The organism is Streptomyces sp. NBC_01089, assembly GCF_045162975.1.
Classification (GTDB): Bacteria; Actinomycetota; Actinomycetes; order Streptomycetales; family Streptomycetaceae; genus Streptomyces.
This window is the reverse complement of the sequence record NZ_CP108660.1, coordinates 622,933-649,614: the sequence shown is the minus strand read 5'-3', so window position 1 is coordinate 649,614 and position 26,682 is coordinate 622,933. Positions and strand designations below refer to the sequence as shown.

Annotated in this window: 28 protein-coding genes and 2 pseudogenes; 17 read left to right on the top strand and 13 right to left on the bottom strand. The window is 71.4% G+C overall.

Annotated features, from left to right (window positions below; translation table 11 throughout):
• Nucleotides 1-313 precede the first annotated feature (313 nt).
• Nucleotides 314-532 (top strand): hypothetical protein, encoded by a 219-nt coding sequence (locus OG510_RS02955; protein ID WP_406135065.1) that lies wholly within the window; start codon nt 314-316, stop codon nt 530-532.
• Between the two features lie 62 nt (nt 533-594).
• On the opposite strand, the gene OG510_RS02950 is transcribed toward OG510_RS02955, so the two are convergent.
• The gene (locus OG510_RS02950; protein ID WP_164263198.1) at nt 595-966 is read right to left on the bottom strand and encodes a toxin Doc; all 372 of its coding nucleotides are present in this window, start codon (nt 964-966) and stop codon (nt 595-597) included.
• Nucleotide 967: 1 nt separating this feature from the next.
• Entirely contained in the window at nt 968-1,216 is a 249-nt protein-coding gene (locus OG510_RS02945; RefSeq protein WP_164263200.1) for a ribbon-helix-helix protein, CopG family, read from the bottom strand.
• A 128-nt stretch (nt 1,217-1,344) separates the two neighbouring features.
• Between OG510_RS02945 and OG510_RS02940 the strand changes: the two genes are divergently transcribed.
• The 3 genes from OG510_RS02940 (at nt 1,345) to OG510_RS02930 (ending at nt 3,256) form a co-directional block, all read left to right on the top strand.
• Nucleotides 1,345-2,241, top strand: coding sequence for a helix-turn-helix domain-containing protein (locus tag OG510_RS02940; protein WP_406135063.1), 897 nt, complete (start codon nt 1,345-1,347; stop codon nt 2,239-2,241).
• A gap of 242 nt (nt 2,242-2,483) precedes the next feature.
• Nucleotides 2,484-2,849: a peptidase M23 gene (locus OG510_RS02935; protein ID WP_164263202.1), complete on the top strand. Its 366-nt coding sequence runs from the start codon at nt 2,484-2,486 to the stop codon at nt 2,847-2,849.
• A 59-nt stretch (nt 2,850-2,908) separates the two neighbouring features.
• Entirely contained in the window at nt 2,909-3,256 is a 348-nt protein-coding gene (locus tag OG510_RS02930) for a peptidoglycan-binding protein (RefSeq protein WP_406135062.1), read from the top strand.
• Nucleotides 3,257-3,317: 61 nt separating this feature from the next.
• On the opposite strand, the gene OG510_RS02925 is transcribed toward OG510_RS02930, so the two are convergent.
• Nucleotides 3,318-3,833, bottom strand: a complete 516-nt coding sequence (locus OG510_RS02925; RefSeq protein WP_406135061.1) for a nuclear transport factor 2 family protein — start codon at nt 3,831-3,833, stop codon at nt 3,318-3,320.
• A 100-nt stretch (nt 3,834-3,933) separates the two neighbouring features.
• Between OG510_RS02925 and OG510_RS02920 the strand changes: the two genes are divergently transcribed.
• Entirely contained in the window at nt 3,934-4,626 is a 693-nt protein-coding gene (locus OG510_RS02920; protein WP_406135060.1) for a PhzF family phenazine biosynthesis protein, read from the top strand.
• A gap of 248 nt (nt 4,627-4,874) precedes the next feature.
• Nucleotides 4,875-5,513, top strand: a complete 639-nt coding sequence (locus OG510_RS02915; RefSeq protein WP_406135059.1) for a DUF1345 domain-containing protein — start codon at nt 4,875-4,877, stop codon at nt 5,511-5,513.
• On the opposite strand, the gene OG510_RS02910 is transcribed toward OG510_RS02915, so the two are convergent.
• Entirely contained in the window at nt 5,447-5,701 is a 255-nt protein-coding gene (locus tag OG510_RS02910) for a hypothetical protein (protein WP_406135058.1), read from the bottom strand. The two genes, OG510_RS02915 and OG510_RS02910, sit on opposite strands and share 67 nt — an antisense overlap.
• Before the next feature lie 399 nt (nt 5,702-6,100).
• On the opposite strand from OG510_RS02910, the gene OG510_RS02905 reads away from it, so the two are divergent.
• From OG510_RS02905 to OG510_RS02895, 3 genes are all read left to right on the top strand, one after another.
• The gene (locus OG510_RS02905; RefSeq protein WP_406135057.1) at nt 6,101-7,084 is read left to right on the top strand and encodes a Dyp-type peroxidase; all 984 of its coding nucleotides are present in this window, start codon (nt 6,101-6,103) and stop codon (nt 7,082-7,084) included.
• A 4-nt stretch (nt 7,085-7,088) separates the two neighbouring features.
• The gene (locus tag OG510_RS02900) at nt 7,089-7,904 is read left to right on the top strand and encodes a family 1 encapsulin nanocompartment shell protein (RefSeq protein ID WP_406135056.1); all 816 of its coding nucleotides are present in this window, start codon (nt 7,089-7,091) and stop codon (nt 7,902-7,904) included.
• 67 nt (nt 7,905-7,971) lie between these two features.
• Nucleotides 7,972-8,577: a hypothetical protein gene (locus tag OG510_RS02895; RefSeq protein ID WP_406135055.1), complete on the top strand. Its 606-nt coding sequence runs from the start codon at nt 7,972-7,974 to the stop codon at nt 8,575-8,577.
• Nucleotides 8,578-8,629: 52 nt separating this feature from the next.
• Here OG510_RS02895 and OG510_RS02890 read toward each other — a convergent pair whose 3' ends face one another.
• Complete coding sequence (locus tag OG510_RS02890; protein ID WP_406135054.1) at nt 8,630-10,825, bottom strand: MGH1-like glycoside hydrolase domain-containing protein; 2,196 nt, start codon at nt 10,823-10,825, stop codon at nt 8,630-8,632.
• A 279-nt stretch (nt 10,826-11,104) separates the two neighbouring features.
• Here OG510_RS02890 and OG510_RS02885 point away from each other — a divergent pair, with 279 nt between their 5' ends.
• The 3 genes from OG510_RS02885 (at nt 11,105) to OG510_RS02875 (ending at nt 13,852) form a co-directional block, all read left to right on the top strand.
• Nucleotides 11,105-12,085 carry a TIGR03557 family F420-dependent LLM class oxidoreductase gene (locus tag OG510_RS02885; protein ID WP_406135053.1) on the top strand — a complete coding sequence of 327 codons (981 nt, stop codon included), beginning with the start codon at nt 11,105-11,107 and terminating at the stop codon, nt 12,083-12,085.
• A 90-nt stretch (nt 12,086-12,175) separates the two neighbouring features.
• Nucleotides 12,176-13,102: a phosphotransferase gene (locus tag OG510_RS02880; protein ID WP_406135052.1), complete on the top strand. Its 927-nt coding sequence runs from the start codon at nt 12,176-12,178 to the stop codon at nt 13,100-13,102.
• Nucleotides 13,103-13,330: 228 nt separating this feature from the next.
• Nucleotides 13,331-13,852 carry a hypothetical protein gene (locus OG510_RS02875; RefSeq protein WP_406135051.1) on the top strand — a complete coding sequence of 174 codons (522 nt, stop codon included), beginning with the start codon at nt 13,331-13,333 and terminating at the stop codon, nt 13,850-13,852.
• Nucleotides 13,853-13,983: 131 nt separating this feature from the next.
• Here OG510_RS02875 and OG510_RS02870 read toward each other — a convergent pair whose 3' ends face one another.
• Both OG510_RS02870 and OG510_RS02865 read right to left on the bottom strand, forming a co-directional pair.
• Nucleotides 13,984-14,283 carry a hypothetical protein gene (locus OG510_RS02870; protein ID WP_406135050.1) on the bottom strand — a complete coding sequence of 100 codons (300 nt, stop codon included), beginning with the start codon at nt 14,281-14,283 and terminating at the stop codon, nt 13,984-13,986.
• 91 nt (nt 14,284-14,374) lie between these two features.
• A pseudogene (locus tag OG510_RS02865) lies at nt 14,375-14,992 on the bottom strand (zinc-binding alcohol dehydrogenase family protein); the annotation flags it as partial.
• Between the two features lie 259 nt (nt 14,993-15,251).
• Here OG510_RS02865 and OG510_RS02860 point away from each other — a divergent pair.
• Nucleotides 15,252-16,151, top strand: coding sequence for a universal stress protein (locus OG510_RS02860; RefSeq protein WP_406135049.1), 900 nt, complete (start codon nt 15,252-15,254; stop codon nt 16,149-16,151).
• Here the strand turns inward: OG510_RS02860 and OG510_RS02855 are convergent.
• The 6 genes and pseudogenes from OG510_RS02855 to OG510_RS02830 form a co-directional block, all read right to left on the bottom strand.
• Nucleotides 16,109-16,660 (bottom strand): annotated as a pseudogene (locus tag OG510_RS02855) (ABC transporter permease); the annotation flags it as partial. The gene OG510_RS02860 and the pseudogene OG510_RS02855 sit on opposite strands and share 43 nt — an antisense overlap.
• 121 nt (nt 16,661-16,781) lie before the next feature.
• Nucleotides 16,782-17,996, bottom strand: coding sequence for a cytochrome P450 (locus OG510_RS02850; RefSeq protein ID WP_406135048.1), 1,215 nt, complete (start codon nt 17,994-17,996; stop codon nt 16,782-16,784).
• The gene (locus OG510_RS02845; RefSeq protein WP_406135047.1) at nt 17,993-19,252 is read right to left on the bottom strand and encodes an NAD(P)-binding domain-containing protein; all 1,260 of its coding nucleotides are present in this window, start codon (nt 19,250-19,252) and stop codon (nt 17,993-17,995) included. The genes OG510_RS02850 and OG510_RS02845 overlap by 4 nt, the downstream gene beginning before the upstream one ends.
• A 64-nt stretch (nt 19,253-19,316) precedes the next feature.
• Entirely contained in the window at nt 19,317-19,511 is a 195-nt protein-coding gene (locus tag OG510_RS02840; protein ID WP_406135046.1) for a ferredoxin, read from the bottom strand.
• Between the two features lie 140 nt (nt 19,512-19,651).
• Complete coding sequence (locus OG510_RS02835) at nt 19,652-20,422, bottom strand: TetR/AcrR family transcriptional regulator (RefSeq protein ID WP_406135045.1); 771 nt, start codon at nt 20,420-20,422, stop codon at nt 19,652-19,654.
• A 72-nt stretch (nt 20,423-20,494) separates the two neighbouring features.
• Complete coding sequence (locus tag OG510_RS02830; RefSeq protein ID WP_406135044.1) at nt 20,495-21,082, bottom strand: flavin reductase family protein; 588 nt, start codon at nt 21,080-21,082, stop codon at nt 20,495-20,497.
• A gap of 425 nt (nt 21,083-21,507) precedes the next feature.
• On the opposite strand from OG510_RS02830, the gene OG510_RS02825 reads away from it, so the two are divergent.
• From OG510_RS02825 to OG510_RS02810, 4 genes are all read left to right on the top strand, one after another.
• Complete coding sequence (locus tag OG510_RS02825; protein WP_406135043.1) at nt 21,508-23,169, top strand: AMP-binding protein; 1,662 nt, start codon at nt 21,508-21,510, stop codon at nt 23,167-23,169.
• 76 nt (nt 23,170-23,245) lie between these two features.
• Nucleotides 23,246-24,412 carry an acyl-CoA dehydrogenase family protein gene (locus tag OG510_RS02820; RefSeq protein WP_406135042.1) on the top strand — a complete coding sequence of 389 codons (1,167 nt, stop codon included), beginning with the start codon at nt 23,246-23,248 and terminating at the stop codon, nt 24,410-24,412.
• Nucleotides 24,409-25,440 (top strand): bifunctional MaoC family dehydratase N-terminal/OB-fold nucleic acid binding domain-containing protein, encoded by a 1,032-nt coding sequence (locus OG510_RS02815; protein WP_406135041.1) that lies wholly within the window; start codon nt 24,409-24,411, stop codon nt 25,438-25,440. The genes OG510_RS02820 and OG510_RS02815 overlap by 4 nt, the downstream gene beginning before the upstream one ends.
• Nucleotides 25,440-26,582, top strand: coding sequence for an acyl-CoA dehydrogenase family protein (locus tag OG510_RS02810; protein ID WP_406135040.1), 1,143 nt, complete (start codon nt 25,440-25,442; stop codon nt 26,580-26,582). Before OG510_RS02815 ends, OG510_RS02810 begins: the two co-directional genes overlap by 1 nt.
• Nucleotides 26,583-26,682 lie beyond the last annotated feature (100 nt).

Here is a 26,682-nt window from a genome sequence, read left to right as displayed (position 1 = left end):
TCACCATGATCGTCGGTCTTCGTCCCCGCGGGCTTCATTCTCGGGCGTACGCCGTCAGGTGCAAGGGGGCATATGCGTGGGGACGCCGGTGGCCGTGCACTGATCACACGTCCCCGTTCGAGTGAACGGAGCGCCGAGACCAATCCCAGCGGCGGATCCTGACGAAATACGCGCACACACTGGGAGACAGACCGCGGGCGAAAGGACGCCTGCGGGCGTCCGTGGAGGCGCTGTTGTAGGTCTCCCCGCGGGCAGCGGCGGGCCACGGGCCGTGCCCCGCCGTCCGGACCCTCTGCCGAGAAAGGCGTGTCGCATGCGAACGTTCCCCAAGCTCCTGGCCGCAAGTGCACTGATCGCTCAGGCCGTTCTGGGCAGCGCAGGCGCGGCGGCCGCCGAGTCGGGTCCGGCGTCCGGACACCACGAGCCGTCCGGTTCGGCGGACCAGGCCGGGCACCGGCTCGTCACCGAGATCCTGGGCACGGACCTGACGTCGTACGTGACCGGGAACGGCAGGCAGGGGACTGCTGCCTGAACCGAACTCGGGCACGGCGGCCATGGGACGCGGGAGCAGCGGGACACGGTTCGCTGTCGTGGTCAGATCCGCCAGGACCTGATGCGGTCGGCCGCGTCGTACGCGTCACAGCGCCCGGTGTCGATGTCACGGGCGAGATCGATCAGCGCTCCGTAGGGTGCGTCGATGCCTTCACCTGCGGCGTCCATGTACGCGACCACCAGGCCCACGCCGAACAGCGCGTTGCGGGCGGGCAGGGGGCGCAGCCGGATGACGGCGTGCATCAGAGCGGCGGCGCGCCAGGAGTTGTCGACCGTGGCGCCGACCCGGGGGGTGTTGACGCGATGCCTGCCGACCGCGGCCACCAGGCTGGAGAAGTCGTGGATGTGCGGATGCTTCGGCAGGGCCTCCGCCTGTCGCTCCAGGAGCCAGCGGATGTCGACATGGAGCTCCACGTCAGGCGGCCCGCCCCGGTGCGTCGAGCAAGGACGGGGCGTCCTCGGGGAAGGCGCTGTCGAACGCGGCCGCGTTGTCGGTGACGAACGTGCGGAAGACCTCGGCTGCGCCTTCGAGACGGGGGTCGCGGACGGCGTCGTGCGCGGCCCGGGTGATCAGCGCGGTCACCGTGGTGCCCTCGGCTTCGGCCCGTTCCTTGAGCAGTGCGTGCAGCTCGTCATCGACCCTGATCGTCACTGGCTTCGACATACCCCGACCGTACAGCAAGGTGTACAGCACCGGTACGGCCCCGGCAGAACCGGTGGGGCTCCCGTACCGCCAAGTTCCGGACGGGAATCGGAAGGAACCGGTCCGCGGGGCCTGGCGTCGCCTTCGACATGACAACCAGAGACATGGACCTCCGGGCCTGTCCGATGGGCACCTGGGAGGCCGCCGACGCACTTCCGCACCCCCGATTACGGCCCGGGGTGCTCGCCTACCGGGGTTTCCGGCTGGCGCTCGACCACCCCCGCCTGCGCCTCGAGGCGCCGATCAGCGCCGCGACCCTGCTGCTCGCCTTCGAGGAACACCCGATCACGCTCATCCGCTCCGACCGTCCGGAGCGCCGGCTGCGCCGGACGTCTCTCCTCTCCGGGTTACGGACCTGCGCCACCCGGGCCGAACACGCGGGACGGCTGTACGGGATGGAGGTGAGCCTCGCCCCGTGGATGGCGTTCGCGCTCTTCGACGCGGACCAGCACGACCTGGCCGCCGAATCGGTCGATCCGCTTCAGCTGCCGGGTGGCCGGATCGCTGCCCTGACGGACGCACTGGCCGAAACTCCTTGCTGGCAGCGGAGGTTCGGACTGCTGGACGCGGCACTGGCGTCCTGGGCCGCCACCGGGCCGCGGCCCGCCCCGCAGGTCGTACGCGCCTGGGCCCTGCTCAACCGCTCCGGCGGGACGCTGCCCATTCCCCGGCTGGCGGACGATGTGGGCTGGGGAGTACGGCAGTTGGAGCACCGGTTCCAGCAGCAGATCGGTCAGTGCCCCAAGGCGGCGGCGCGGGTGCTGCGTATGCAGCGGGCCCGCCGCCAGCTCGCCCTGGGGCGGCCGTCCGGAGCGGTCGCCGCGGCCTGCGGTTTCTACGACCAGGCCCATCTGTGCCGCGAGTTCAAGGCCATGACGGGGCTGACGGCGACCGCCTTCATCGGCGGCCGCTCGCCGGTCAGGCCCGGCGGACCGCCGGTGGACCGGCTGCCGGGGGAGACCACCAGCCTCGTCCTCGCCGGATGAGACCGACCGGACGACCGGTGAGCGGGGGAGAGGAGTAAGCGGAGGAGAGGAGGAAGCGGGGGAGAGGCATCGGGTTTTCGCCGTTCGGCGGCGGTGCGCGATTTTCTCCAATACGCGGGGCCGGACCAGCAGCACCGTGGAAGGGCAAGGGGCCGCGACCAGGCGGCCATGAGCGCGAACCAGCGCGGAGCCGGCTCCGCTCAGTTCGACTCAGTACCACTCAGCTCTACGGGGGTTCAACCATGCTGTACCGACGTGCACTGATAGCGGCGGGGGCCGTCACGCTCACAGCGGGAGCGCTGCTCGTGGCGCCCACCGCGCAGGCGGCCGACGCGCAGCTGGCGTCCAAGACGGTCTACGTCTACGCCACCAGCGTCCACCTGCGCGAGGCACCGCGTACCAGCGCGACCGTTCTCGCCACCGTCTCGCACATCCACCTCACCGACTGGTGCCAGACCGACAAGAACACGACGCCGGTCGCCGACCCCAGTGGCGGGACCAACAAGTGGTGGAGCAAGGTCACGCTGACGACAGGCAGTGACGACGCCTGGGTCAGCAACGTCTTCCTGCAGGGCGGGCGCAAGATCGCCGGCGTTCCCGACTGCTGAGAATGCCGGGCACCGGGGGCGTCCGGGGGCGCCCCCGGACGCAGACAGGAGGACGGACCATGACTCGAATACGGCGCACGGTGACGGCTTTCGCTGCTGCGGGGCTGCTCACGTTCACCGGCGCGGCCACCGCGCACAGCGCCTCGGCCGCGCCGTCGGACGGCATGTCGCCGCAGGCGGCGTGTGCCTACTACAGCGGTAGGGCACTGACCGTGTACGGCGACCACGGATCGCATGTCTCCCAGGCCCAGTGCCTGCTCGCCAACTGGCACTATCTGCCGTGGAGCGGCGTGGACGGCGCGTTCGGGAAGACGACGCTGGCGGCGGTCAAGAAGTTCCAGAGGGCGCACGGCCTCAGCGTGGACGGAGAGGTGGGCGCCCACACCTGGGCGAAGCTCTACGCGTGAACCGGCCGGAACCGGCGCCGTCCGGGAGGACGGCGCCGGGGGCGTCAGAACGCTGCGGGCGTCAGGACGCGTCGGCCGGCCGGACCGTGGCCCGCTCGGTCGGTCCGGCGAAGGCCAGGAACGTGGACCGCGTACTGAGCAGCCACTCCCCGCCGACCTTGCGGAACGCGTCCTCGTAATGCCCCACCTGTGTGGGGATGCGCGGGGGCGCCATGCCGCCGGTGTGGCCGTCCATGCGGTACGTCGTGAAGTACGTGGTCGCCGTCGCCTCCGACCCGGAGACGACGGTCACCAGAATGTTCGTACAGACGCGCCGTGACAGCCGGTCGGCTGGCCGGGAACCGAAATAGGCGCGGAGTGCTTCACGGCCCTGGATCCTGCGGTCGCCCTCGGCCCACTCCCAGACCCCGTCGACGGTGAACAGCTCGGCCACGCCGCCCGGTTCACCCAGGTCGAGCCGGCGGACGAACTCGGTGATCAGCCGCTCGCAGGCTCGCTCGGCGAGCAGACGGTCCAGCGGATCGAGCGGAGCAGGTGGGGAAGGCGGGCTGAGTGAGTCACGTGGTTCAGCTGTCATGCCACTTCCTATCAGTGGCGCGGTGGATCCCACGACCGGTTTTCGCCCTGCGAGGGCCGGACGTACTCCATCGCGGCCGGCCGCGTGTTTTAGTTCCCGTATGACTGATCTTGACGTGGTGCGCGTGTTCGTACGCCAGGACGGGACCGGCGGGAGCCCGCTGGGTGTGGTGTGTGACGGAGCTGCCGTGCCGGGTGCGGCCGAGCGTCAGCAGGTCGCCCGGCAACTCGGTTTCTCCGAGACCGTGTTCGTGGATGACACGGCCCGGGGCCAGGTCGACATCTATACGCCCAGCGCGCGGCTGCCCTTCGCCGGCTATCCGCTGATCGGGACCGCGTGGCTGCTGGGGGCCCAGGGCACACCGGTCGACGTCCTGCGGACGGTGGCGGGAGACGTGGCCACCTGGACCGAGGGCGAGTTCACCTGGATCCGCGGCCGGGCGGAATGGGTGTCGGGCAAGCGCACCCAGCGGTTCCCGTCCGTGGCGGCCGTCGACGCCCTGCCCACGCCTCCCGAGGGCGACGGCTGGTTGTACGCGTGGGCCTGGGCGGACGAGGCCGCGGGCACGATCCGTGCGCGGGGGTTTCCCCGGCGGGGTGACGCCATCGCCGAGGACGAGGCGACGGGCGCGGCGGCGATGCTGCTGGCGGGGGAGCTGGGGCGTGACGTACGGATCAGCCAGGGCCGGGGTTCCGAGATCCTGGCGCGGGTCTCCGACGGGGGCTGGATCGAGATCGGCGGTCGTGTCACGGCGGCCGAGGTCCGCCCGCTGCACCAGCGGCCCGAGGGCTGAGCGCTCAGGGCTCAGGGCTCAGGGCTGAGATCTGGGGGTTGGGGCTGAGATCTGAGGGTTGGGGGCTGGGGGTTGAGGACTGGGGGCGCTGAGGGGCGGCCCCCCCCGATGAACCTCCCGTGGTGACGGGCGCATGTCCGGCCCGCGTGCACGGGCGGCACCGGGACGTGGCGGGCGAGGTGCGGGGAGGCCCGGCGATCTGCCCGTAACCTGGGCGGAACGTCACGCCAGTTGCGAGGTCATTCACCGTGAGGTCCCACTTTTCACTGTCCGCGGTGCCGCGGCTGGTCGTCGCTCTGTTCGCCGGGACGGTGGCCGGGCTGCTCATCGGCTGTCTGATCGACGCGCGGCTGGGCCTGCTCGCCGGGATCACCGTGACCGAGCTGGCCTTCGTGGTGGTGGGCTGGCTGGCGCTGTGGCCGATGGACGCCGCCGGGACCCGGCTCAATGTGCGCCGCGAGGATTTCCGCCCCGTCACGGAGGAAGTGGCGATCGTCGTGACCGCGCTGGCCGGACTCGTCGCGATCGTCCTGCTGCTCCTGATCGGCGGCTCACCCGGGAAGAGCCGAACCGCCGCGGCGCTCGCACTCGCCGGGGTCTTCACCTGCTGGGCGGCGCTGCACCTGATGTACGCCGCCCGGTACGCGTACCTGTACTACCGGTCGCCCACCGGAGGGATCGACTTCAACTCCGAAGAGCCGCCCGCCTACCGCGACTTCCTGTACTTCAGCTACAACCTGGGCATGACCTACCAGGTGTCCGACACGAGTGTCTCGAACTCGATGATCCGTGCCGTCGCGCTGCGCCACTGCCTGCTGTCCTACCTCTTCGGCACCAGCATCCTCGCCACCACCATCAACCTCGTGACCGGAATCGTCACCGGCTGACGCACCTTCGCCCCCGTCGCCGTGCTGGTTCGCGCGGCCGCCTCCGCCGGGGCGGAGTCCTTCTTCCCCGGGGCGGCGGCGGAGTCGTCGCCGCCGATCTGGCAGGCGGTCAGCGAGAACGCCGCAGCGGCCGCGAGGGCCACCAGGGCGGCGGAACGGACGGTACGGCGAGCACGGCGCGTGGTCATCAGTGAAGCCCCAGGGGATATCAGGATCCGGCCCTTCCGTCTGTTCCCGCAGGCCGGGCGGCCGGATCTGTTTTTCGCTACACCCTGTGAGATGGCACCCGGACAGAATTTGTTCGCGCGGATCTGCCTGTAGTCCGAATAGCGCCGTGCTATTCGATGTGGAAACGTGGAAACGCCGGAAACGGAGTGTCTGCCGCGCTTCCCCAGGTCAGGTGCTCCGTGAGACCTGCTACGCGGGAGGTGACCCATGTCGTCGAAACGACGCCGTAAGAAGAAGGCGCGCCGCAAGCACGCCGCGAACCACGGACGACGACCGCAGTCCTGAAGACCGTAGTCGTGATGACCGCAGTCCCGGGCGGCTGTAGGGTGCCATGATCCGACAGCTAGGAGGCAGGTTCTGTGGTCGAGTCGCAGTCCGTGATCGCCCTACCGGCCAAATCCGCTCTCTTCCTCGTGTGCACCATCGTGCCCGGTGGCGAATCCGCGGTCCGCGATCTGCTGCCCGATGTGGCCGGGCTGAAGCGGTCGGTGGGGTTCCGCGTACCGGACGCCGGGCTCACCTGCGTCGTGGGCATCGGCTCCACGGCGTGGGACCGGCTCTTCGACGGGCCGCGCCCCCGCGATCTGCATCCCTTCGTGCCTCTGGCGGGCTCCCGCCACGGTGCACCGTCCACCCCCGGCGATCTCATCTTCCATCTGCGGGCCCGCCAGATGGATCTCTGTTTTGAGCTGGCCCGGCTGATCGGGGAGCGGCTCCGGGGAGCGGTCACCGTGGTGGACGAGGTGCACGGCTTCAAGTCCTTCGACGAACGCGACCTCCTCGGCTTCGTGGACGGCAGCGAGAACCCGGAAGGCGCACTCGCGGCCGACTCGGTGTTCATCGGTGACGAGGATCCCGATTTCGAAGGCGGCAGCTATGTCACCGTGCAGAAGTACATCCACGATCTCTCGGCCTGGGACGCACTTCCCACCCGCGAGCAGGAACTGATCATCGGTCGCACCAAGCTCAACAACGTCGAACTGTCCGACGACGACAAGCCCGTGGACTCCCACGTGGCTCTCAACACCGTCACGGACGAGGACGGCAACGAGCAGAAGATCGTGCGGGACAACATGCCGTTCGGCCGTATCGGACAGCAGGAGTTCGGCACGTATTTCATCGGCTACGCGCGCACCCCCGCGGTCATCGAGCAGATGCTGCGCAATATGTTCCTCGGAGACCGGCCCAGCGTTCATGACCGGATTCTCGACTTCTCCACAGCAGTCACCGGCTGTCTCTTCCATGTACCGAGCGCCGACTTCCTCGACGACCCACCGGGACCGCCCGCCGGCGCCACGGCGACCGAAGGTTCTCTCGGTATCGGCAGCCTCAAAGGAGTCTGATTCCATGTCCGTGCCCACCGGTATGAACAACCTCTACCGCGACCTCGCCCCGATCACCCCTCTGGCGTGGGCACAGATCGAGGAGGAGGCCCGACGCACGTTCCAGCGCAACGTCGGGGGCCGCCGTGTCGTGGACGTGACAGGACCCGACGATCCCGCACTGGCCGCCGTCGGCACGGGCCACCTCACCCCCATCGACGCCCCGGCGACCGGTGTCATCGCGCGACTGCGCCAGGTGCGGCCCCTGGTCGAGCTCCGCGTTCCCTTCAAGGTCACCCGCGCGGCGGTGGACGACGTCGAACGCGGCGCGCAGGATTCCGACTGGCAGCCCGTCAAGGACGCGGCCCGGGCCATGGCGTTCGCCGAGGACCGAGCCATCTTCGAGGGGTACGCCGCAGCGGGCATCGAGGGGCTGCGCGAGCGTACGACCAACCCGGTGCTCAGCCTGCCGTCGGAGGTACGTGAATACCCGGACACCGTCAGCCGGGCCCTGACGACGCTGCGTCTCGCCGGAGTCGCCGGCCCGTACTCACTGCTGCTGGGTGCCGACGCGTACACCGAGGTGAGCGAGACGTCCGACCACGGGTACCCGATCGCCGCGCATATCGGCCGGCTCCTGGACGCACCGCCCATCTGGGCACCCGCGCTCAACGGCGCCTTCCTGGTCTCCACCCGGGGCGGTGACTTCGAACTGCGCCTCAGCGAGGACCTCTCCATCGGCTACACCGCGCACGACACGGACGAGATCGAGCTGTACTTCCGCCAGACGCTGACCTTCCTGGTCCATACCGACGAGGCCGTGGTCGCGCTCACCTCCTGAGCGGGCCTGCGGATGCGTGGGACGCGCACTGCTGCCCCCGGGGCCGGCCGTTCCTACAATGCGGCCCATGGACAGCTCAGCCGCACGCCTGGACCGTGCCCGCAGGCGCCGCGCCGCCGCACTCGACATCCTCGGCGAACTGGATCTGGTCCGCCGCTGGCGGACCTGCGGCGACCCCGTCGTCGTCGGCTCCGTGGCCCTGGACCTGGTGGTCGAAGCTGACATCGATCTGGAGATCTACTCCGAAGTGCCATCGGTGGCACAAGGATTCGCAGCACTCACACCGTGCGCCGAGCTGCCCGGTGTGCGGCGGCTGCGGTTCACCAACGCCCTCGATCTCGCCGACCAGGGCCTGTACTGGCGTCTGGACTACGAGGCCGCGGGAGGAGAGACCTGGCAGGTCGACATGTGGTGGCTCCCGTCCGGCCACCCGGGCCCCCGCGCGGCAGATCTGGTCGGGCCCCTGCGCGACGCGCTGACGGACGAGACCCGGAACGCCGTCCTCACGGTCAAGGAGGGAGCCGCCGAGGCGGGCGAGTCCCTCGCGGGTGTCTGGGTCTACCAGGCGGTCCTGGACCACGGCGTCCGTACGTACCCCGAGTTCGTCGCCTGGCGCGCCCGCACGCCCACGGACCGGCTCACGACCTGGCTGCCCGGGCGGCAGCACAGCTGAGGAGGCGAGGGGCCCGTCCGTCCGGGCCCCTCAACCACCATCCCCGGGCCCCTCAGCCGTCGCGCAGCATCTCCAGGACGAACGCCGCCGACCAGGAGAAGTTCGTGGAGTTCCGTCCCTCGCCCGTCAGCGGATGGTAGTTCTCCCGGATCGGCCCGTCACCGAGCAGGCCCTCCGCCTGCCGGAGCAGCTGTTCACGGATGGCGCGGGCGTCCCGGTCGTAGCCGTAGTCGGACAGGCCGCGGATGGCGAAGTACGCCTGGTCGAGCCAGACCAGACCGCGCCAGTAGCCGGTCGGGTCGAACTCCGGGTTGTTGCGCGCGACCGTCGGCAGCGGCATGGGGGTGGCGAACTGCGCGGGGTCGGTGAGCGCGGCGCGGGCCCCGGCCGCCTGCCGGGCGGACGCGACACCCGCCCACAGCGGGACAGCTCCTTCGATGCCCTTGCCGTCCGCCGTGCGCGGTCCGCCGCCGTCCGGCCCGCAGTCGTAGAAGAATCCGGTGGCCGGGTCGTAGGTGTGGGCCCCGATCCGGTCCCGCAGGGCATCCGCCTCGTGGTCGAGGTCCTTCGCCTCGCCCGGCCAGCCGAGTTCGGCTGCCATCCGTGCGAGGAAGCGCTTCTCCGCGTACAGGAAGCAGTTGAGATCCACCGACTGCTGGGCCAGCGAATAGCCGACCGTGTGTCCCGACCGGTCGGTGTTGGCCAGTACCTGCGCGCCGTCGAACCTCGGAGCGTTGTCCATCCCGCTCTCCCAGGCCGCCGCCAGCCGCCGCTGCTCGGTGCTGTCGTTGGCCGGGTCCACCGTGGCGCCGTACTCGGCCAGGCCGTTCCCGTCGTGGTCCCGGTCGCGGTACCACCACGCGTGGTACGCCCTGAGCTTCGGATACATCCTGCGCAGGAATGTCCTGCCGCCGCCGCGCCCGTACACCTCCCAGACCGCCCAGGCGGCCAGCGGCGGCTTGGAGTTGCGTTCGTTCCAGTTCAGGCCGCCGTTCCGGATGTCGTTGTAGAACAGCGCGTCCGGCACCATCCCGGCGTCCTGCGGACGGTCCGTGGAGTCCGCCGTGATCTGGTGGTCGAACATCGACTCAAGGGTGGAGACGGCCAGTTCGGGGTCGAAGACCGCCGTCGCGACGGCCTCCTTCCACGAGTCCCAGGCCCAGAAGCCACCGGCGAACGAGGTGTTGGTGAGGGAGGGAGTGATCCCGTCCTTGCGCAGCTCCCCTGCCGGGCTGCGCCAGTTGGTCACCAGGGTCTGTACCGCCTTCGCGGCGACCCGGCGGCGGCCGTCGGCCACGGTGTCCAGGGCGCGGGACAAGTAGAGCTGCCAGCGCCGGTCCGCACGGTCCGCGACACGGTCCGGGTGCGCCAGCGCCTCTCGTACGGCCGGGCCGCCCGCGCGGCGCTCCGCGTCCGTGAAGGTGTACGACTCGGCCCAGGCGAACGTGGCCGTCGCCCCCGGCGCCAGCCGCACGGGCCGGTCCGCGGTGGTGCGGTACGCGTCGCCGTGGACGGTCGTCCGCACACGGGCCGCGTGTGCCACAACGAACCGGGTCTGCGCGGTGGTCAGGAAGTCCTTGTACGAGCGGACCTCGGCGAACCGGACCGCGACGCCGTCAGCGGTCGCGTGCAGGCTCGGCGCGCTGCGCACCGGCTCGCTGGTGTGGCGCAGCAGCGAGCCCGTCCAGTGGGCGCGCAGCTCGCGGTCGCGTGTGCCGCGGTGGTGGACCGTCGCCCGGACCAGGGCGGTGCGGTTGTCGGCGTACCGCAGCTCCAGGGTCACGTACAGACCGTCCACGGCGTACGACTGCGTCAGGACGCCCGGCCGGGCCTCCAGCAGGGGCGAGGGGTCCGCCGACAGGTCGACGGCCCGCGCCGACCGCTCGTCGTCGAGTCCGAACCGGGTGAAGGCACGGCTCAAATACCAGGGGTACTCCTCCGCCACGTACAGGGGGCCGCTGAACCCTCCGAGGTACGCGTGGTCAGCCGCGGACGGCAGCCCGTAGGCGTGCCAGGCCCCGAGGTCGGCGAAGACGTTGAGGGGATTGTCCCCGGGGGGCTGCGCCGCATCGGGCAGGCCGTGCAGATCGAGTACGTCGGACAGCCCGTCCCGGAAGGATTCTCCGGAGCCGTGCGAGGGCGCCGGCGCCGCTCTGTCCTGGGCATGTGCGGGAACCGCGGGCAGTATCGCGGCCCCGAGCGGTACGAGCGACGAAGCGGCGAACTGCCTCCGCGAGAGGTGTTTCATCGAGAGCCTCGGAACATGATCGGAACATGCAGGGTGACGGAATCCGGCCACGCTAACAGCTTGTTGACAGCCCGTTCAGAGTCCCGGCCTGCTCACATTCGCCGCACCCCGCCGAGGCTGGAGCGGATCGGCCCGGCCGCCCGCCCCCTGGGGGAGGAGGCCGGTCACGGGCCATATGGCGCGTATCCGCCTATCCTGATGTGGGGGGAGACCCGGCCGGCACGGAGGGTTCGGTGCCGGTGTGGATTCCGCTGCCCGCGTGGATGAGGAGCAGAGCAGATGCAGATCGGCTACAAGCTCGCCTCCGAGGCGTACGGCCCCCACGAACTGATCCGGCAGGCGGTACAGGCCGAGCGGGCCGGATTCGACTTCGTGGAGATCAGCGACCACTACCACCCCTGGCTGGACAACCAGGGCCACTCGCCGTTCGCGTGGACGGTACTGGGCGCCATCGCCGCCAGGACCGAGCGCATCGGGCTCGCCACGGGCGTCACCTGCCCCACCGTGCGCTACCACCCGGCCGTCATCGCCCAGGCCGCCGCGACACTCGCGCTGGTGTCGGACGGCCGCTTCACCCTGGGCGTCGGATCGGGCGAGCGGCTCAACGAGCACGTGACCGGCCGGGGATTCCCCAACTCGGTGCCCGAGCGCCATGCCCTGCTGCGTGAGGCGCTGGACATCATCAGGCTGCTGTGGCAGGGCGGTTACCGCTCGTACGAGGGCCGTCATCTGCGGCTGGACGACGCCCGGGTCTTCGACCTGCCGGAGCGACTCCCGCCGATCGCGGTCGCGGCCGGTGGCCCGCTCGCCGCGCGTATCGCCGCCGAACTGGGGGACGGGCTCTTCGCGACCCAGCCCGACGGCGACCTCGTCCGGGCCTACGGGAAGGCCGGAGGCAGCGGCCCGCGGTACGCGGAGGTGCCGCTGGCCTGGGCGCCCGACGCGCACACCGCCGCACAGGCCGCGCTGGACACCTCGCGCTGGGCCGTCACCGGGTGGAAGGTGATGAGTGAACTGCCCAACCCCGCCAACTTCGCGGCGGCCACCACCACCGTGCGGCACGAGGACATCCTGGAACTGTTCGCCTGCGGCCCCGATCCGGCCCGCTGCCTGGAAGTGGCCCAGCCGTTCGTGAACGCGGGATTCGACCGGCTGGTGATGCAGAACGCCGGCCCCGACCCGGACGGGTTCATCGAGTTCTACCGCGCCGAACTGGACCACCGTCTGCGGGCGTTGACCCCGCAGAACGTACCGGGCTGACCGCCGCCGTATCCCCTTGCGGATCACTGCTCCGTACAGCGATGATCGTCGGGCGTACCAGCAGGATCACCGAGTACGGCTGGAGAACCGATGCCCGACGTGCGGCGGGACCACGATGCCGCTCGCGCGATCGCCGAAGCCGCCCTGGGACACGACCCCGGCCCCCTGGCCGCCGTCGAGAGCCGCTCTCACCACGTCTACGTCGGCTCGGACACCGTCGTGAAGATCATCGATGCCGGCGGCCACACCCGGCTGAACCGGGAGATCGCCCTCGCGCCCCACCTGCCCGCCGGGCTGGCCGCGCCCCTGCTCGGCAGCGGCGTTCACCGGCTGGGGACCGACGACATCCGCTACGCCTGTTACGTCCGGGTGCCGGGGGCCGCGCCCGGCATGGGGCTGCCCGGTGTGGACGGTGAGACCGCGCGGCTGCTGGCGCGGGAGGCGGTCCAGCGGCTCGGCGCCCTGCACGACTGGGTGCCGTCGGGTGACGTCGAAGAGCTCCTGCGGGAACCTCTCGACCACGGCGGTTTCGTCAGCGGGCCCGCGCTCATCGGTGAGGTCGAGAACCTCGCGGCCCTGGACGGGCAGGGGGCCGTTCCCCGGCGTGTGCTCGACGGCCTGACGGCCATCGCGGAACGGGCGCCGCTGCCCGCGCGGGCGGTCGTCCCGGTCCACGCGGACTGCCACTGGGACAACTGGCTGGTACGCGACCGGAGTGTGACGGCCCTGCTGGACTTCGAATGGGCCCGCTTCGGCGAACCGGCCGACGACTGGTTCTTCCTGGCCCGGTTCAGCGGCCCGCACCTGGAGACCGTTCTCGACGTCATTGCCGGGGCGACGGGGACTCCTGCGGAGACCCTCCGGGGGCAGTGCGAGGCCCGGGAGGCCGCCCACCTCGTCGCCGACCTCCGTATCGCGTTCGAAAACCCCGGAAGCCACGAGGAGATGGCCGCTGACCGGCTCCGTGACCTGGAGGAACTCACCGTCGGACGTTACTGGTGGCACCACGCCCGGTGACGTACGGCCGTGTGGCCCCTCATGATTCCGCCTGGCCGGGCGGGCTGATCGGCGCCACCATGGAGGGGGAAGAGGTTCAAGGGCTCTGGCCGGGGGCCAACTGCGCAGCATCCGGTGAGTTCCGGAGGCCGGACCATGACAACGCGGGATCACCAAGGGCGGAGCGGCCCTCCATCACGTCTTCGGACCGCGTGGAACTGTATCGCCCCACCGTGGCCGTACGACCGTGTGCACTACGTCTGCAGCCTTCTGTTGCTGCTGGTACTGGTGGTGGGGAGCCCGCTCGCGGGGTGGGCGGCGGGCAGCACCGCCTATGACCACAGCCTGCACGAGACCCGGGCCAGGAGCGCGGGACGGCACCTGGTGACAGCGCATCTGACCGCCGACACGAAACGGGTCGTGCCCGGCGCGGCTCCGGGAGGCGCGGTGGGGTCCGCCCCCGTCCGGTGGACCGACCGGAGCGGGTCGCACACGGGCGTGGTGGCGGCCACGGAGAACCAGAAGAAGGGAAGCCGGGTGCTCATCTGGGTGGACCGCTCGGAGAAGGCCACACCCGTCAACTCGGCGGAGGTGCAACCGGGGCTCCTCACCGGAAGCGTTGTGGGCGTCGCGACCGGCGCGGGGGCGGCGGCCCTCGCGGGCGGCGCCCGGGCAGGGCTCTGGCGATGGCACGACCGGCAGTGCGGGGTCCGCTGGGAGAAGGAGTGGGCAGAGGTCGAACCGCGGTGGTCCCACCGCAGCGAACCGTGAAACCGCGGCCCGAGGCTGACGCACCCGCGGCCCGAGGCCGAGGAGCCCGCAAACCCGAGGACCAGGACCGGCAGGCGCCGGGCCCCGTTCGTCCGCAGGCCGACTTCCGGGTGGGGCCAACTTCCGGGTGCTCAGCCGGGTACGAGCACGGCGGCGCCACGGACACGGCCGGCCGCCAGGTCGGCGAGTGCACGGTCGGCACCGCTCAGCGGGTAACGGCTCACGGTGACCCGCACTCCGACGCGCTGGGCCAGCGCCAGGAAGTCCCTTCCGTCCTGGCGGGTGTTGGAGGTGACGCTGCGCAGATCGCGCTCCTGGAAGAGATGGCGCCGGTAGTTCAGTACGGGCACATCCGTGAGGTGGATGCCGGCGATCGCGAGTGTGCCGGAGCGGTCCAGCGCCTCGAGCGCCACCGGAACCAGATCGCCCACGGGAGCGAACAGGATCGCCGAGTCCAGCGGCTCGGGGCGGGGGTTCGTACGTCTCGCCCGCCGAAGCGGCACCGAGTTCCAGCGCCAGCGCACGTGCCTGCGCGGACCGGGTCCGTACGTGGACGGTGGCCCCCTCGGCCATGGCCACCTGTGCCGTGAGGTGGGCCGACGCCCCGAAGCCGTAGATACCCAGCCGTCCTCCGGCGGGCAGCGCGCTGCGGCGAAGCGCCCGGTAGCCGATGATCCCGGCACAGAGGAGCGGAGCCAGGGAAGTGGCATCCGCCGCGTCCGGAAGGCGGTAGGCGAAGGACGCGGGGACGAGCGTCAGCTCGGCGAATCCGCCGTCCGCGTCCCACCCCGTGTACGTGGACCGTGGGCACAGGTTCTCCTGCCCCGCACGGCAGTAGCGGCACCTCCCGCAGGTGCCGCGCAGCCACGCCCCGCCCGCTCGGTCACCGGTACGGAACGCTGTCACCGCATCGCCCACGGCGACCACCCGGCCCACGATCTCATGGCCGGGAACGGTCGACGGCCGGTGCGGCGGGAGGTCACCCTCGGCCAGGTGCAGATCGGTGCGGCAGACACCGCACGCCTCCACCCGGAGCAACAGATCACCCGGGCCCGGAACCGGTACGGGCTGCCGGCGCCGGACCAGGGGGCCGGAGCCGATCGGCCTTCTCCACGGCCCAGGCCGGCTGAGTCTCCGCACCGGGGGCGGCGAACGTCATGCCACCAGCTTGCGTTTGCTCTCCAGTCGGCGCAAACGGGCCCGGACGGCCCAGGGGGACCGGGCCGGCCTGTTCCGGGTCCCGTACGCGAGGAGCATGCTTGAGGGAGAAGGGATGTGTTCGGGGGAGAGGATTGCGTTCGGGGAGAGGATTGCGTTCGGGAAGAGGATTGCGTTCGACGTTGGATGTGCTCGGGGAGCTGGATGTACTCGGGGAGATGGACGCGCTCAGGAGGCCGCCATGAACACCCCCGTCACCGTAGGGTTCGATGGCTCCCCCGAGGCCGAGGCCGCTGTCGACTGGGCCGCGCAGGAGGCCGTCCACCGAAAACGGCCGCTGCGGATCGTGTACGCGTGGGAGTGGCAGCCGTACCGGCTCACGCTGATGGACGCCCGCACCGAGCGCCACTGGATCAGACATGTGCCGCACCAGGCCGCTTCCGCTCTCGCCGGGCGCTACCCCGGGCTCGAAGTCACCGCTGAGGTGCTCGGCGGGGCGCCGGTCCCGACACTCCTCTCGGAGAGCAACGGATCCGAGCTGCTGATTCTCGGCTCCAGAGCGCTGAGCGCCTGGCACGGATTCGTCATCGGGTCGGTGGCGCAGTCGATCGTGGCCCACTCCACCGGTCCTGTGGCCCTCGTACGCGCCTCCGCCGGGCCGGGCGACGCCGCGGCCGGGGCAGCGACCGGACCCGCGCCGGAGCCCGCCGGGCGCGAAGTGGTCCTTGGCGTTGATCTGGACAATCCCAGCGACGACCTGATGAGTTTCTCGTTCGCCACGGCCGCCAGGCGTGGCGCACCCCTGCATGTGGTGCACGGGTGGAAGGCGCTCGCCCCGATCCTGCCGGACACCGCCCACCTGGGGCGTGAGCACAAGGAGCACCTGGTCGAGAAGGAGAAGGAACGCCTCGGCGAGGCACTGCGGCCGTGGGCCGAGAAGTACCCGGACGTGACGGTACGCGAGGACTCGCACGCCGGAAGCACCGCCGACCACCTGGTGAACTGCTCCCGCGGCGCCCAGCTCCTCCTGGTCGGCCGCCGTGCGCCGGGCCTCCACCTGGGGGCGCGCATCGGCCATGTGACCCACGCGGCCATGCATCACTCCGCGGCCCCGGTGATCGTCGTACCCCACAACGAGTAGCGCCGGCGGCGCTCGACGGCCGAGCGGTGGAGCCGGCTGCGGGCGATGAGCTCGACCGTCATGGCCACCGACAGGGCCTGTAGGGCCATGAGGGCGACGAGTACGAAGAGTTGTACGGCGCCGGCGGTCAGCGGGGACGCGCCACCCAGCAGCATTCCGACGAACGCCCCGGGCAGGGTCACGAGCCCCACGGTGCGGGTCTGGTCGAGACCGGGCAGCAGGGCCTCCGAAGCGGCGGGGCGGGCCACTTCCAGCCGGGCCTCCCGCGGCAGGAGACCCAGAGCCAGGTATGCCTCGAACTCGCCATGGCGGCTGTGGAGTTCGTCCAGCGCGTGGCGGCCGGCCGACACGGCCGCGGTCAGCGTGCCACCGATGAGGATGCCCGTCGCCGGGACCATGGCGATCCCGTGCACCGGCAGCAGCCCGGTCAGGGGCAGGTCCACGACGACCGGCACCACGGGCGTCACGATCGGCAGGGCCGCCCACCACCAGGTGGAGTTGGGGGTGATGGGTACGGGTGGTGCCCGGCGGGGCGTCCGGTGCGGCGCAGCGGGTGGCCGGGGCCGCCCGGGCGGCGTACGCGGCCGGAAGGGGGCCGGCCTCGCGCACCGCGCCGGGCGGTGGGAGTGGTCAGCGGGTGACCATCAGCTTCCGTACGCCGTAGTTGGTGCCGGTGAAGTCCATCGGGACCTCCTCCAGCGGGGTGGCGAGGCGCAGATTCGGGAAGCGGGCGAACAGCCTGGGCAGTACGGTCCGCAGTTCGGCCCGGGCGACGTTCTGGCCGAGACAGGCGTGGACGCCGTAGCCGAAGCCGATGTGCCGGGTCATCCTGCGGTCGAAATCAAGTGCGTCAGGGTCCTGGAACACGCGGGGGTCGCGGTTGGCCGCGTTCATGGCGACGACCACCAGCTCACCCTGCTTGATCCGGGCACCACCGATCTCGAGGTCTTCCTTGGCCACCCGGCCCAGGCCGAACTGGACGATGGTGAGGAAGCGCATCAGCTCCTCGACGGCGCCGCCGATCTTGTCCGGGGCCTCCATCAGACTGTGGCGCTGCTCGTCGTGGGTGAGCAGGGTGAGGGTGGACAGACCCATCATGGCGGCGGTGGTGTCGTGCCCGGCGAAGAGCAACAGCACACCGAGACCGATCAGTTGACGGTCGGTCAGTGCCGCGTTCTCACCCTCGGTCCTGTTGATGAGTTCCGCCAGGATGCCGTCGGTGTCGCCGGTGCGGCGCTTCTCGGCGACCAGGCCGGTGATGTAGTCGATCAGCCAGTGCGCGCCCCGGTCGCGCTCCTCGCGGCCGCGGCCCATGTCCATCATGGCCTCGGTGGCGTGATGGAACCCGTCGCGGTCCGCGTAGGGGACGCCGAGCAGTTCGCAGATGACCAGGCAGGGGATGGGCAGTGCCATGGCCTCGACGAAGTCGAAGGTCTCGGGCCCTGCGGCGATGGCGTCCAGATGCTGATCGACGATCTTGTCGAGGTAGGGCTGGAGTCTGGTCTGTACGGCCTTGGGCGTGAAGTGACGGGTCAGAAGCCGCCGGTAGGCCCCGTGTTCGGGCTCGTCCATGAAGACGAAGCCCACATCGAACGGCGAGTCGTCGCCGGGTTCGGCCACTTCGCCCTCCGGGGTGTCGTGGCGCCACCGCCTGGCGCTCATCCGCGGGTCGCTGAAGACCTGGCTCCCCTCTTCGAAGCGGGTGGCCAGCCAGCCGGTCGACCCGTTGGGGAAGCGGACCTTCAGGATGGGCTGTTCCTCGCGCAGCTCCGTGAACTCCGCAGGAGGATCCAGGGGTTTCGCGGGGTCACGGTTGACGGGCTGGCTGACGAGTCGCTCGGTCATTTCTGCTCCTGGCGGTCGGAAGCGCCTTGTGATCGGGGAGTGTTGGCAGCGATGGCGGCGGTGACACCGGCATGGGTGGCGGTGGCGTTGCACCAGCCGGTGTAGACGGCCAGGTGGAGGACGGCCTCGCGGAGCTGATCCGCGGTCAGTTCGCCGTTGACCAGACCGCCATTGGCGATGATCTCGATCAGCTCGGCCCGGCCGGTGGAGGCGGCGACACCGAGGGTGAGCAGACGGCGGTCGCGTACGGACAGTCCGGCCCGGCCCCACACCTGGGCGAAGAGATAGCCGACGGTCTCGTCCAGGAACGGATCCGCCGGCCTGTCCCGCAGCGTGGAACTGAAGCCGGGGCCATAGACCTGGTCCATCATCTCCAGACCGAAGTCGTGCAGTTGGTCCTCTTCGGGAGGCGGCTGCTCGCCCACTTCCAGGGTCCGCCCGGCCTCGGCCCTGGCGATGTCCACCAGCGGCACCGGCACCCCGAGGGCGGCGCCCAGGTCGTGGGCGGCGTCGAGGTCCTTGGTCATCAGCGGTTCGATCTGCCGGCCGACGGCCTCGGGCAGGGCGCCGTCGGGGCCGTGCAGGCGCAGAAGCTGGAGCAGCGTACGGCCGTCGGGGTCGGCGCTGTCGACGACCTCGGCCAGCCGGGCCGGGTCGACGCCTGCACCACGCGCCAGAGCGGCGGCCTCGAAGACGGCGCGCCAGCTGCCGTACGTGATGACATTGCGCGCGATCTTGGTGGCCATACCGGCGCCGACCGGCCCGCAGTGGACGACCTTCCTCGCCCAGCCGTCCAGGACGGGACGCGCCGCGTCCACGGCGTCCCGCGCTCCGCCGACGATGGCGACCATGCCGTTCTCGGCGGCCTTGTCGCCCGGCGTCACCCCGCAGTCGAGGAAGGCGACCTCGCTGTCCGCGCACAGCTGGGCGAGCTCCCGGACCACCGGCAGCGCGACCGTGGACAGCAGGACGACCGTCAGCCCCGGCCGGGCCTGCGACAGCAGCCCGTTCTCGCCGCCGATGACGTCACGCGCCTGGGCGGCGTCGACAACGGCGACCATCACGACATCGCTGCTCCGTGCCACGGCGGCGGGGGAGCCGACCTGTTGCGGGACGCCTGCGAGCCCGTCCGCCGCGTCCGGCCGGATGTCGTACGTCACCGGCGGCCGGCCGCTCCGGGCGAGGCTGACGGCCACTCCCGCGCCGATCATGCCGAGCCCCACGACACCGGCCCGACTCTGCTGACCTGCTGTCATGTCAGGTTCCCCGTTCCGGCGGCGCCTGCATCGGTGACGTCGGCGTACGACGGGGTGCGGTCACTCACTCGCTCACCTCGATGGCGGCTGCCGGGCACACGGCGGCGGCCTGGCGCACGTTCTCGTACTCGGTGGCGGGCGGGCCGGGGTCAAGCAGGACCACCACGCCGTCCTCGTCGCGCTGATCGAAGACCTCGGGTGCGGCGAGCACGCACTGCCCCGCCGCGCAGCACTTGTCGTAGTCGATGGAGATTTCCACGCGAGTTTCCTCCCGTCCAGCCCCGGTGAGGGCGGCGCGGACCGGGTGACCGGGGGCACCAGCATCGTTGCCCCAGTCACCTAACTAAGTTCAGTCAGGGACGCTAGTCCTCCACCCGGAAGTCGTCAAACGTGTCGGCGTCAGCCGGAGTTGGTGTCCTGACCGGCGTCCTGGCCTGCCAGCCCGGTGAGCATCGCCCTGATCCGGCGTGAGGCGGCGGTCTCGGCCGCCTGCGGGCGTACCGCTCCGTCGGCGGGCGGGTCCGGCACCAGGGAATCGACCAGCCCGTCGGCCACTTGCAGGATGAGGTCGCCCATGGGGGCGCTCTGCGGCAGGGCGTGGTTCAGGGCGATGTTGCCGTGCAGACCTGACCAGAGGGTGAGTGCCGCCTGCTCGACCGGCAGAGTGGGAGTGAACCCCTCGCGCAGACAGCGGTCGAACGCCGTGCGCAGCCCGGCGGACACATGCCGGGAGGGGTGCCGGTTGATGCGGCCCTGTGCGACAGCGGGCTGCGGAACCTCGAACAGGAGCCGGTAGTGCCCCGGATTGTCGAGCGCGAACCTGCAGTACGCGTGTACCTGGGCCCGCAGCCGCTCCCGGGGCCCCAGCTCTGCCGACGCGCTGTCCGCCGCGTGCATCCGCGCGGCCAGGTCGGCGTACTTGTCCTCCAGCGCCGCCCACACCAGCTCGGCCTTGTCCGTGAAATGCAGATAGATGCTGGGCGCCGCGACACCGACCTCCCGGGCGACCGCCCGCATGGTGAGCCGCTCGATCCCGCCCCAGTGGCCGAGCAGCCGGTTGACAGCGGCAAGAATCTCCTTGCGCAGCTGGTCACCCTCGCCGCGTGCGCTGCGCGGCCGTGCGGCACCCGCAACGGACCCGGCCTTCGCTCTCGCCGACTGCTCCACCACGAACCGCTCCTCCTCGTATATCCACGAGGTTAAGGGGTTCGGTCACCGGCGCGTCCGCGGAGCGCCCCGCGCTCACCCCCAGTGATCGCCCCAGCCCCAGGGATCCGGGACCGTGGTGAGCGCCGCCGGGGTCTCGATGCCGAAGCCGCCGCGGTAGAACAGCATGGGCTCCCGGTCGGTCACGGTCTCCAGCCCGAGTACCCGGCCCACCACCACGTCGTGGTCACCCGCGCCGTGCACGTCGTACACATCGGCGTGCACCCGGCTCAGGACGCCCGGCAGTGACGGTGTTCCCCAGCGGGAGAGCTCCCAGTGCAGGCCGTCGAACTTGCGGCCTCTGCCGGACCCGAACCGGGCGCACAGATCCGTCTGCTGTGCGGTCAGGATGTTCACGGTGAACCGCCCCGACTCCCTGATCATCGGCCAGGTGCGCCCCCGGTGGTCGGCGCAGAACAGGACCAGGGCCGGTTCGAGGGAGACGGACGCGAACGACTGGCAGGCGAAGCCCACCGGGGCGCCGTCCCGGTCGGTCCCTGTGACCACGGTGACCCCCGACGCGAAGGTCCCCATGGTGTCGCGCATCCGGGGCGGCGTCGGCGCGGTCTCCTCGTCGGCGGTCTCCTCGTCGGCCTCGGGCGGGGACACGGACTCTGCGGTCATCGGTTTCACCTCGAGGGGGACGGTACGGAGTTGTGCCCGGGAACGGGCAGGGAGCCGACGCTAGGACAGCGGCCCACGGTGCCGACGTCCGTTCCCGATGAGTGGAATACCGGCCCCTGACGGGTGCTACGGGGGCGGCTGCGCGGGCCTCGGCGGCGCCCCCCGGCCGTACGTATCCCGCGCATCCCGCTGACCGGGACGCCCGCCGTGCGGACCCGCCGGCCCTGGCTACCGTCCAGAAGCCGGCCACGACAACACGGCACCCGTAACCGCCCGCACCGGGCGGCCACCCGGCCCCTCCGTGCCCGGCCCCGGCGCTCACGACCCTGGAACACCGGCGCAGCCGCGCCACTCCGGCTCCGTACCGAGATCGAGAAGCCCGTACGAGATCGAGAAACCCGTCCTCCGGGTGAGAGGGACCGACGTTGCCACATCAGACGATTGCCGACCTGCTGCTCGCCCGTGCCGGTGACGACCACCCAGGTCTTGTGACCCGCGAACAGACCTGGACCTGGGACGAGGTGGTCGCGGAGAGCGCGGCCCGCGCCGCCTGGGCGGAGGAGTCGCGCACCGAGGGCCCGTTCCACATCGGCGTACTCCTGGAGAACGTGCCCGAGTACATCTTCTGGCTCGGCGCCGCCGCGCTCTGCGGGGCCGCGGTCGTGGGCATCAACCCGACCCGACGCGGCGCCGAACTCGAACGCGAAGTACGGCACACCGACTGCCAGTTGATCGTCACCGACCGGGCGGGCACCGACCTGCTGCGCGGTCTGGACATCGGTGTGGACCAGGACCGGTTCCTCGTCGTGGACGAGCCGCGGTACGCGAGCCGTCTCGCCGCCCACGCCGGGCGCCGGCCCCTGCGGGCCGCCCCGGACGTCGCCGCCGGGACCACGATGCTGCTGCTCCTGACCTCGGGCACGACCGGTACGTCGAAGGCGGCGATCTGCTCGCAGGGCAGGCTCGCCGCGCTGGGCGCGTCCAACAGCGCCAAGTACGACATCACCCGCGCCGACATCTGCTACTGCCCGATGCCGCTGTTCCACGGCAACGCCCTGATGGCGCTATGGGCACCCGCCCTCACCGCGGGCGCCACGATCGCCCTGCCCCGCGCGTTCTCCGCCTCCGGATTCCTGCCCGACGTACGGCACTTCGGGGCCACCTACTTCACATACGTCGGCAAGGCCATCGGCTACGTCCTGGCCCGCCCCGGGACACCCGACGACGCCGACAACCGGCTCACCCACGCCTTCGGCACCGAGGCGTCGCCCGAGGACGCGGACCGCTTCCTGACCCGTTTCGGCTGCCGGCTCATCGAGGGCTACGGCTCGAGCGAGGGCAGCGGCATGCTCAAACGGGTCTCCGGCGGACCGGCCGGCGCGCTCGGCGTGCCCGCCCGGGAGAGCGTCCGCATCGTGCACCCCACCACCCGGCAGACCTGCCCGCCCGCACTCGTCGACGTCTACGGCCGGGTACGCAACCCCGAAGAGGCCATCGGCGAGATCGTCGACACCGAGGGCGCAGCCCGGTTCGAGGGTTACTACGCCAACGAGGCCGCCAACGCCGAGCGCGTGCGCCACGGCTGGTACTGGACCGGAGACCTCGGCTATGTGGACGAGGCCGGTTACTTCTACTTCGCCGGGCGGTCCGGCGACTGGATCCGTGTGGACGGCGAGAACATCTCCGCCCTGCTCACCGAACGGGTCCTGCGCCGGCACCAGGACATCGTGGCGGCCGGAGTCTTCGGGGTGCCCGACCCGCGCTCGGGCGACCAGGTCATGGCCGCGGTGGAGATCGCCGAAGGCACCCGTTTCGAGGATCTGGACCTGCCCGGATTCCTGGCCCGCCAGGAGGACCTGGGCACCAAGGGCGCCCCCCGCTTCGTCCGCGTATCGCACGCGCTGCCCACCACCGGCTCCAACAAGCTGCGCAAGAAGGAGATGCAGCTGGACGGCTGGCGCACCGACGACCCGGTGTACCGCTGGCAGGGCCGGGGCCGGGCCGTGTACGCGCCGATGACCGCAGACGACAAGGCGGCCCTGCGCGCCGAGTTCCTGGCCGGCGGGCGTGGGCGCTTCCTGCCCTGAGAGGCCCTGGAGGCACTTCCCGCGCTGAGCGGCTGGTCCGGTTCCGCGCGGCGGCGACAACCAAGGAGAACGACACATGCAACTGCGCGAGAGCGCCGCGCACCGCGAGCTGCGGCGAGAACTGCGGGCGTACTTCGCCGGCCTGATGCCCGAGGACGAACGCCGTCGCGTCGGCGAGGAGGGCGTCGGCGGCGACCGCTTCCGTGAGGTCGTGAAACGGCTCGGCTCGGACGGCTGGCTCGGCATCGGCTGGCCCACCGAGTACGGCGGCCAGGGGCGCCCGGTCGAGGACCAGTACGTGTTCTTCGACGAGGTGCAGCGGGCCGGCCTGCCCTTTCCGTTCGTCACGGTCAACACCGTCGGCCCGACCCTCATGGCGTACGGGTCGGAGGAGCACAGGAGGCGGTTCCTCCCCGGCATCCTCTCCGGCGACATCGTGTTCGCGATCGGCTACACCGAGCCCGAGGCCGGCACCGACCTGGCCTCGCTGACCACCCGGGCCGTCCGGGACGGTGACGCGTACGTCGTGGACGGCGGCAAGATCTTCACCAGCGGCGCCAACACCGCCGACTACGTGTGGCTCGCCGCCCGAACCGACCCGGACGCCCCCAAGCACCGGGGCATCTCCATCCTGATCGTGCCCACCACCGACGACGGCTTCTCCTGGAGCCCCATCCGCACGGTCGGCGGCATGGTCGTCACCGCCACGTACTACAGCGGCATCCGGGTGCCGGCCGGCGACGTGGTGGGCGAGGTGGACGGCGGGTGGCGGCTCATCACCGCCCAGCTCAACCACGAGCGGATCGGTCTCGCCGCTCTCGGCGGCCGCAGCATCCAGCTGTGGGAGCAGGTCCTCGACTGGGCCGACGCGAACGGGACCAGTGAACTGCCCTGGGTGCAGCGGGAGTTCGCCCGTACGTACGCCAAGCTGGAGGCGATGCGGCTGATGAACTGGAAGATGACAGCCGCCGTCGCCGCCGGCACCCTGACAGGGGCCGAAGCGGGCGCGGCCAAGGCGTACGGCACCGAGACCCACATCGACGTCCAGCGTGCGCTGACACAGATACTCGGGTCCGCAGGGCGTATCCGCCCCGAGTCGCCGGGCGCGGTACTCGCCGGGCAGATCGAACAGCTCTCCCGGCAGGGGATCGTGAACACCTTCGGCGGCGGCGTCAACGAGATCCTGCGGGACATGGTCGCCGTCCAGGGCCTCGGGCTGCCGCGCAAGGGGCGGGCCGCGTGACCGGGCACAGCACCCGGCAGGACACCGGGTACGAAGAGCGGCTGCGGGCCTTCACCGGACGGGAACTGCGCGCCGCGACACCGGCCCAGGACCCCGTCAACCAGCCGATGATCCGGCACTGGGCGGAGGCGATGGGCGACACCAACCCGGTGTACACCGACGCCGGTTCGGCCCGTGCCACCGGGCGCGACGGGGTGGTGGCACCCGCGTCGATGGTCCAGGCGTGGACGATGCCCGGATACGCGGCCACCGTCTCGCCGCAGGCCGTGCGCAGCGGCTTCGACGAACTGGTCGGCCTCCTCGCCGAGGGCGGATACACGTCCGTGGTGGCGACGGACTCGGAATTCAGTTTCCTGCGGGAGCTGGTGCCCGGGGACCATGTCACCGTCCGCGAGACCGTGGAGTCGATCTCGGAGGAGAAGCGGACCGGGCTGGGCGCCGGACGGTTCGTCACCACCCTCAAGACGTACACGGACCAGCACGGTGAGACCGTCGCCACGCAGCGCTGGCGGACTCTCAGGTTCCGTCCGGCATCCGCGGCGGCTCGCGAGGAGGGTCCCGAGGGAAGTCCCGCGGCGGCCCGCGAGGAGGGCCCCGAGGGGAGTCCCGAGGCGGCCCGTGCCCTGCGCCCCCGGCCGGCGGTCAACCGCGACAACGCCTTCTTCTTCGACGGCACGAAGCGGCACCGGCTGCTCGTCCAGCGCTGCACCGCGTGCTCCCTGCTGCGCCATCCGCCGGGACCCTGCTGCCCGGAGTGCAACTCCTTCGAGTGGGACACCGTGGAGGCGTCCGGCCGCGGCCGGGTGCACGGCTTCGTCGTGAACCACCATCCGCGGCACCCCGCCTTCGACTTCCCGATGGCCGTCGCGGTCGTGGCACTGGCCGAAGGCACCCGCCTCATCGCCGGTTTGACCGGTGTCGCACCCGAGGACGTGGAGATCGACATGCCCGTGGTCCTCGACTGGCTCGACGCCGACCCCGATCTGACCCTGCCGGTCTTCCGGCCCGCCCCGACGGAGGCACCCTGATGGATTTCTCCCTGGGAGAAGAGCTCGAAGCCGTCCGTGACCTGGCACGCGAGATCTTCACCGACCGTGCGACGCCCGAGCGGCTGCGCGAGGTGGAGACCTCGCAGGCCCGCGTCGACGAAGCCCTGTGGGCCGATCTGGCCGCCGCAGGTCTGCTCGGCGCCCTGCTGCCCGAACGGGACGGCGGCGCCGGGCTCGGGATGGCGGGGCTCTGTGTCCTCCTGGAGGAGCAGGGCCGCCGGGTGGCGCCGGTACCGCTGTGGCCGGCCCTGACCGGCGCGCTCGCCGTCGCCGCGTACGGCACCGGTCGGCAGCGGGCTGATCTGCTGCCGAGCCTTGCGGACGGGGGCGGCCGGATGACGCTCGCCCTGGAGGAGTTCGGCCCCGCCGATCCGCGCGCCCCGCGGACCACGGCCGTGGCGGACGGCCCGCACTGGCGGCTGACCGGCGCCAAGGCCGTGGTGCCCGCGCCGTCCGGTGCGCGGCACGTCCTGGTGACGGCCACCACGCAGGCGGGCCCCGGGCTCTTCCTGGTCGCCCAGGACGCCCCCGGGGTGTCCTGGGACCACGCCGAGACCACCAGCCACGACCTGAGCGCCCACCTCACCCTCGACGGGGCCGCGGGCGATCCCGTGGGCACCCCGGGCGACGGGGGAGTCGCCCGGCTCGTACGCGACGCCTCGGTGGCGCTCGCCGCCGTCCAGCTGGGGGTGGCGGAAGGCGCGCTGCGGCACGCGGCCGACCACCTGCGCGAGCGCCACCAGTTCGGCCGTCCGCTCGCCACCTTCCAGGCCGTGCAGCACCAGCTCGCCGACTGCTACATCGACGTCGAGGCGATGCGGGTCACGCTGTGGCAGGCGGTGGACGCGCTGACCGAGCCGTCCGGCGACCTCTCCGGTACCCCGGCCGGCCCCGCGTCCGCCGACCGGGCGGCCCTGGTCGCCAAGTGGTGGGCCACCGAGGGCGGTCTGAACACCGTCCACCGGGTCCAGCACCTGCACGGCGGCATCGGGGTCGACACCGACTACCCGGTGCACCGGCACTTCCTGTGGGGCAAGCAGATCTCGACCACCCTGGGCGGTGCGGGCGCCGACCTGGAACGCCTGGGCGCCCTCCTGACGAGCGCGGCGGTGGCCTCATGACCGAGCCGGACACCAGTCCAGTGACCCAGCCGGACACCAATCCGGTGACCGAGCCGGATGCCACCCCCGTGAGCCCGCCGGACGCCCCGGTACCCGGCAC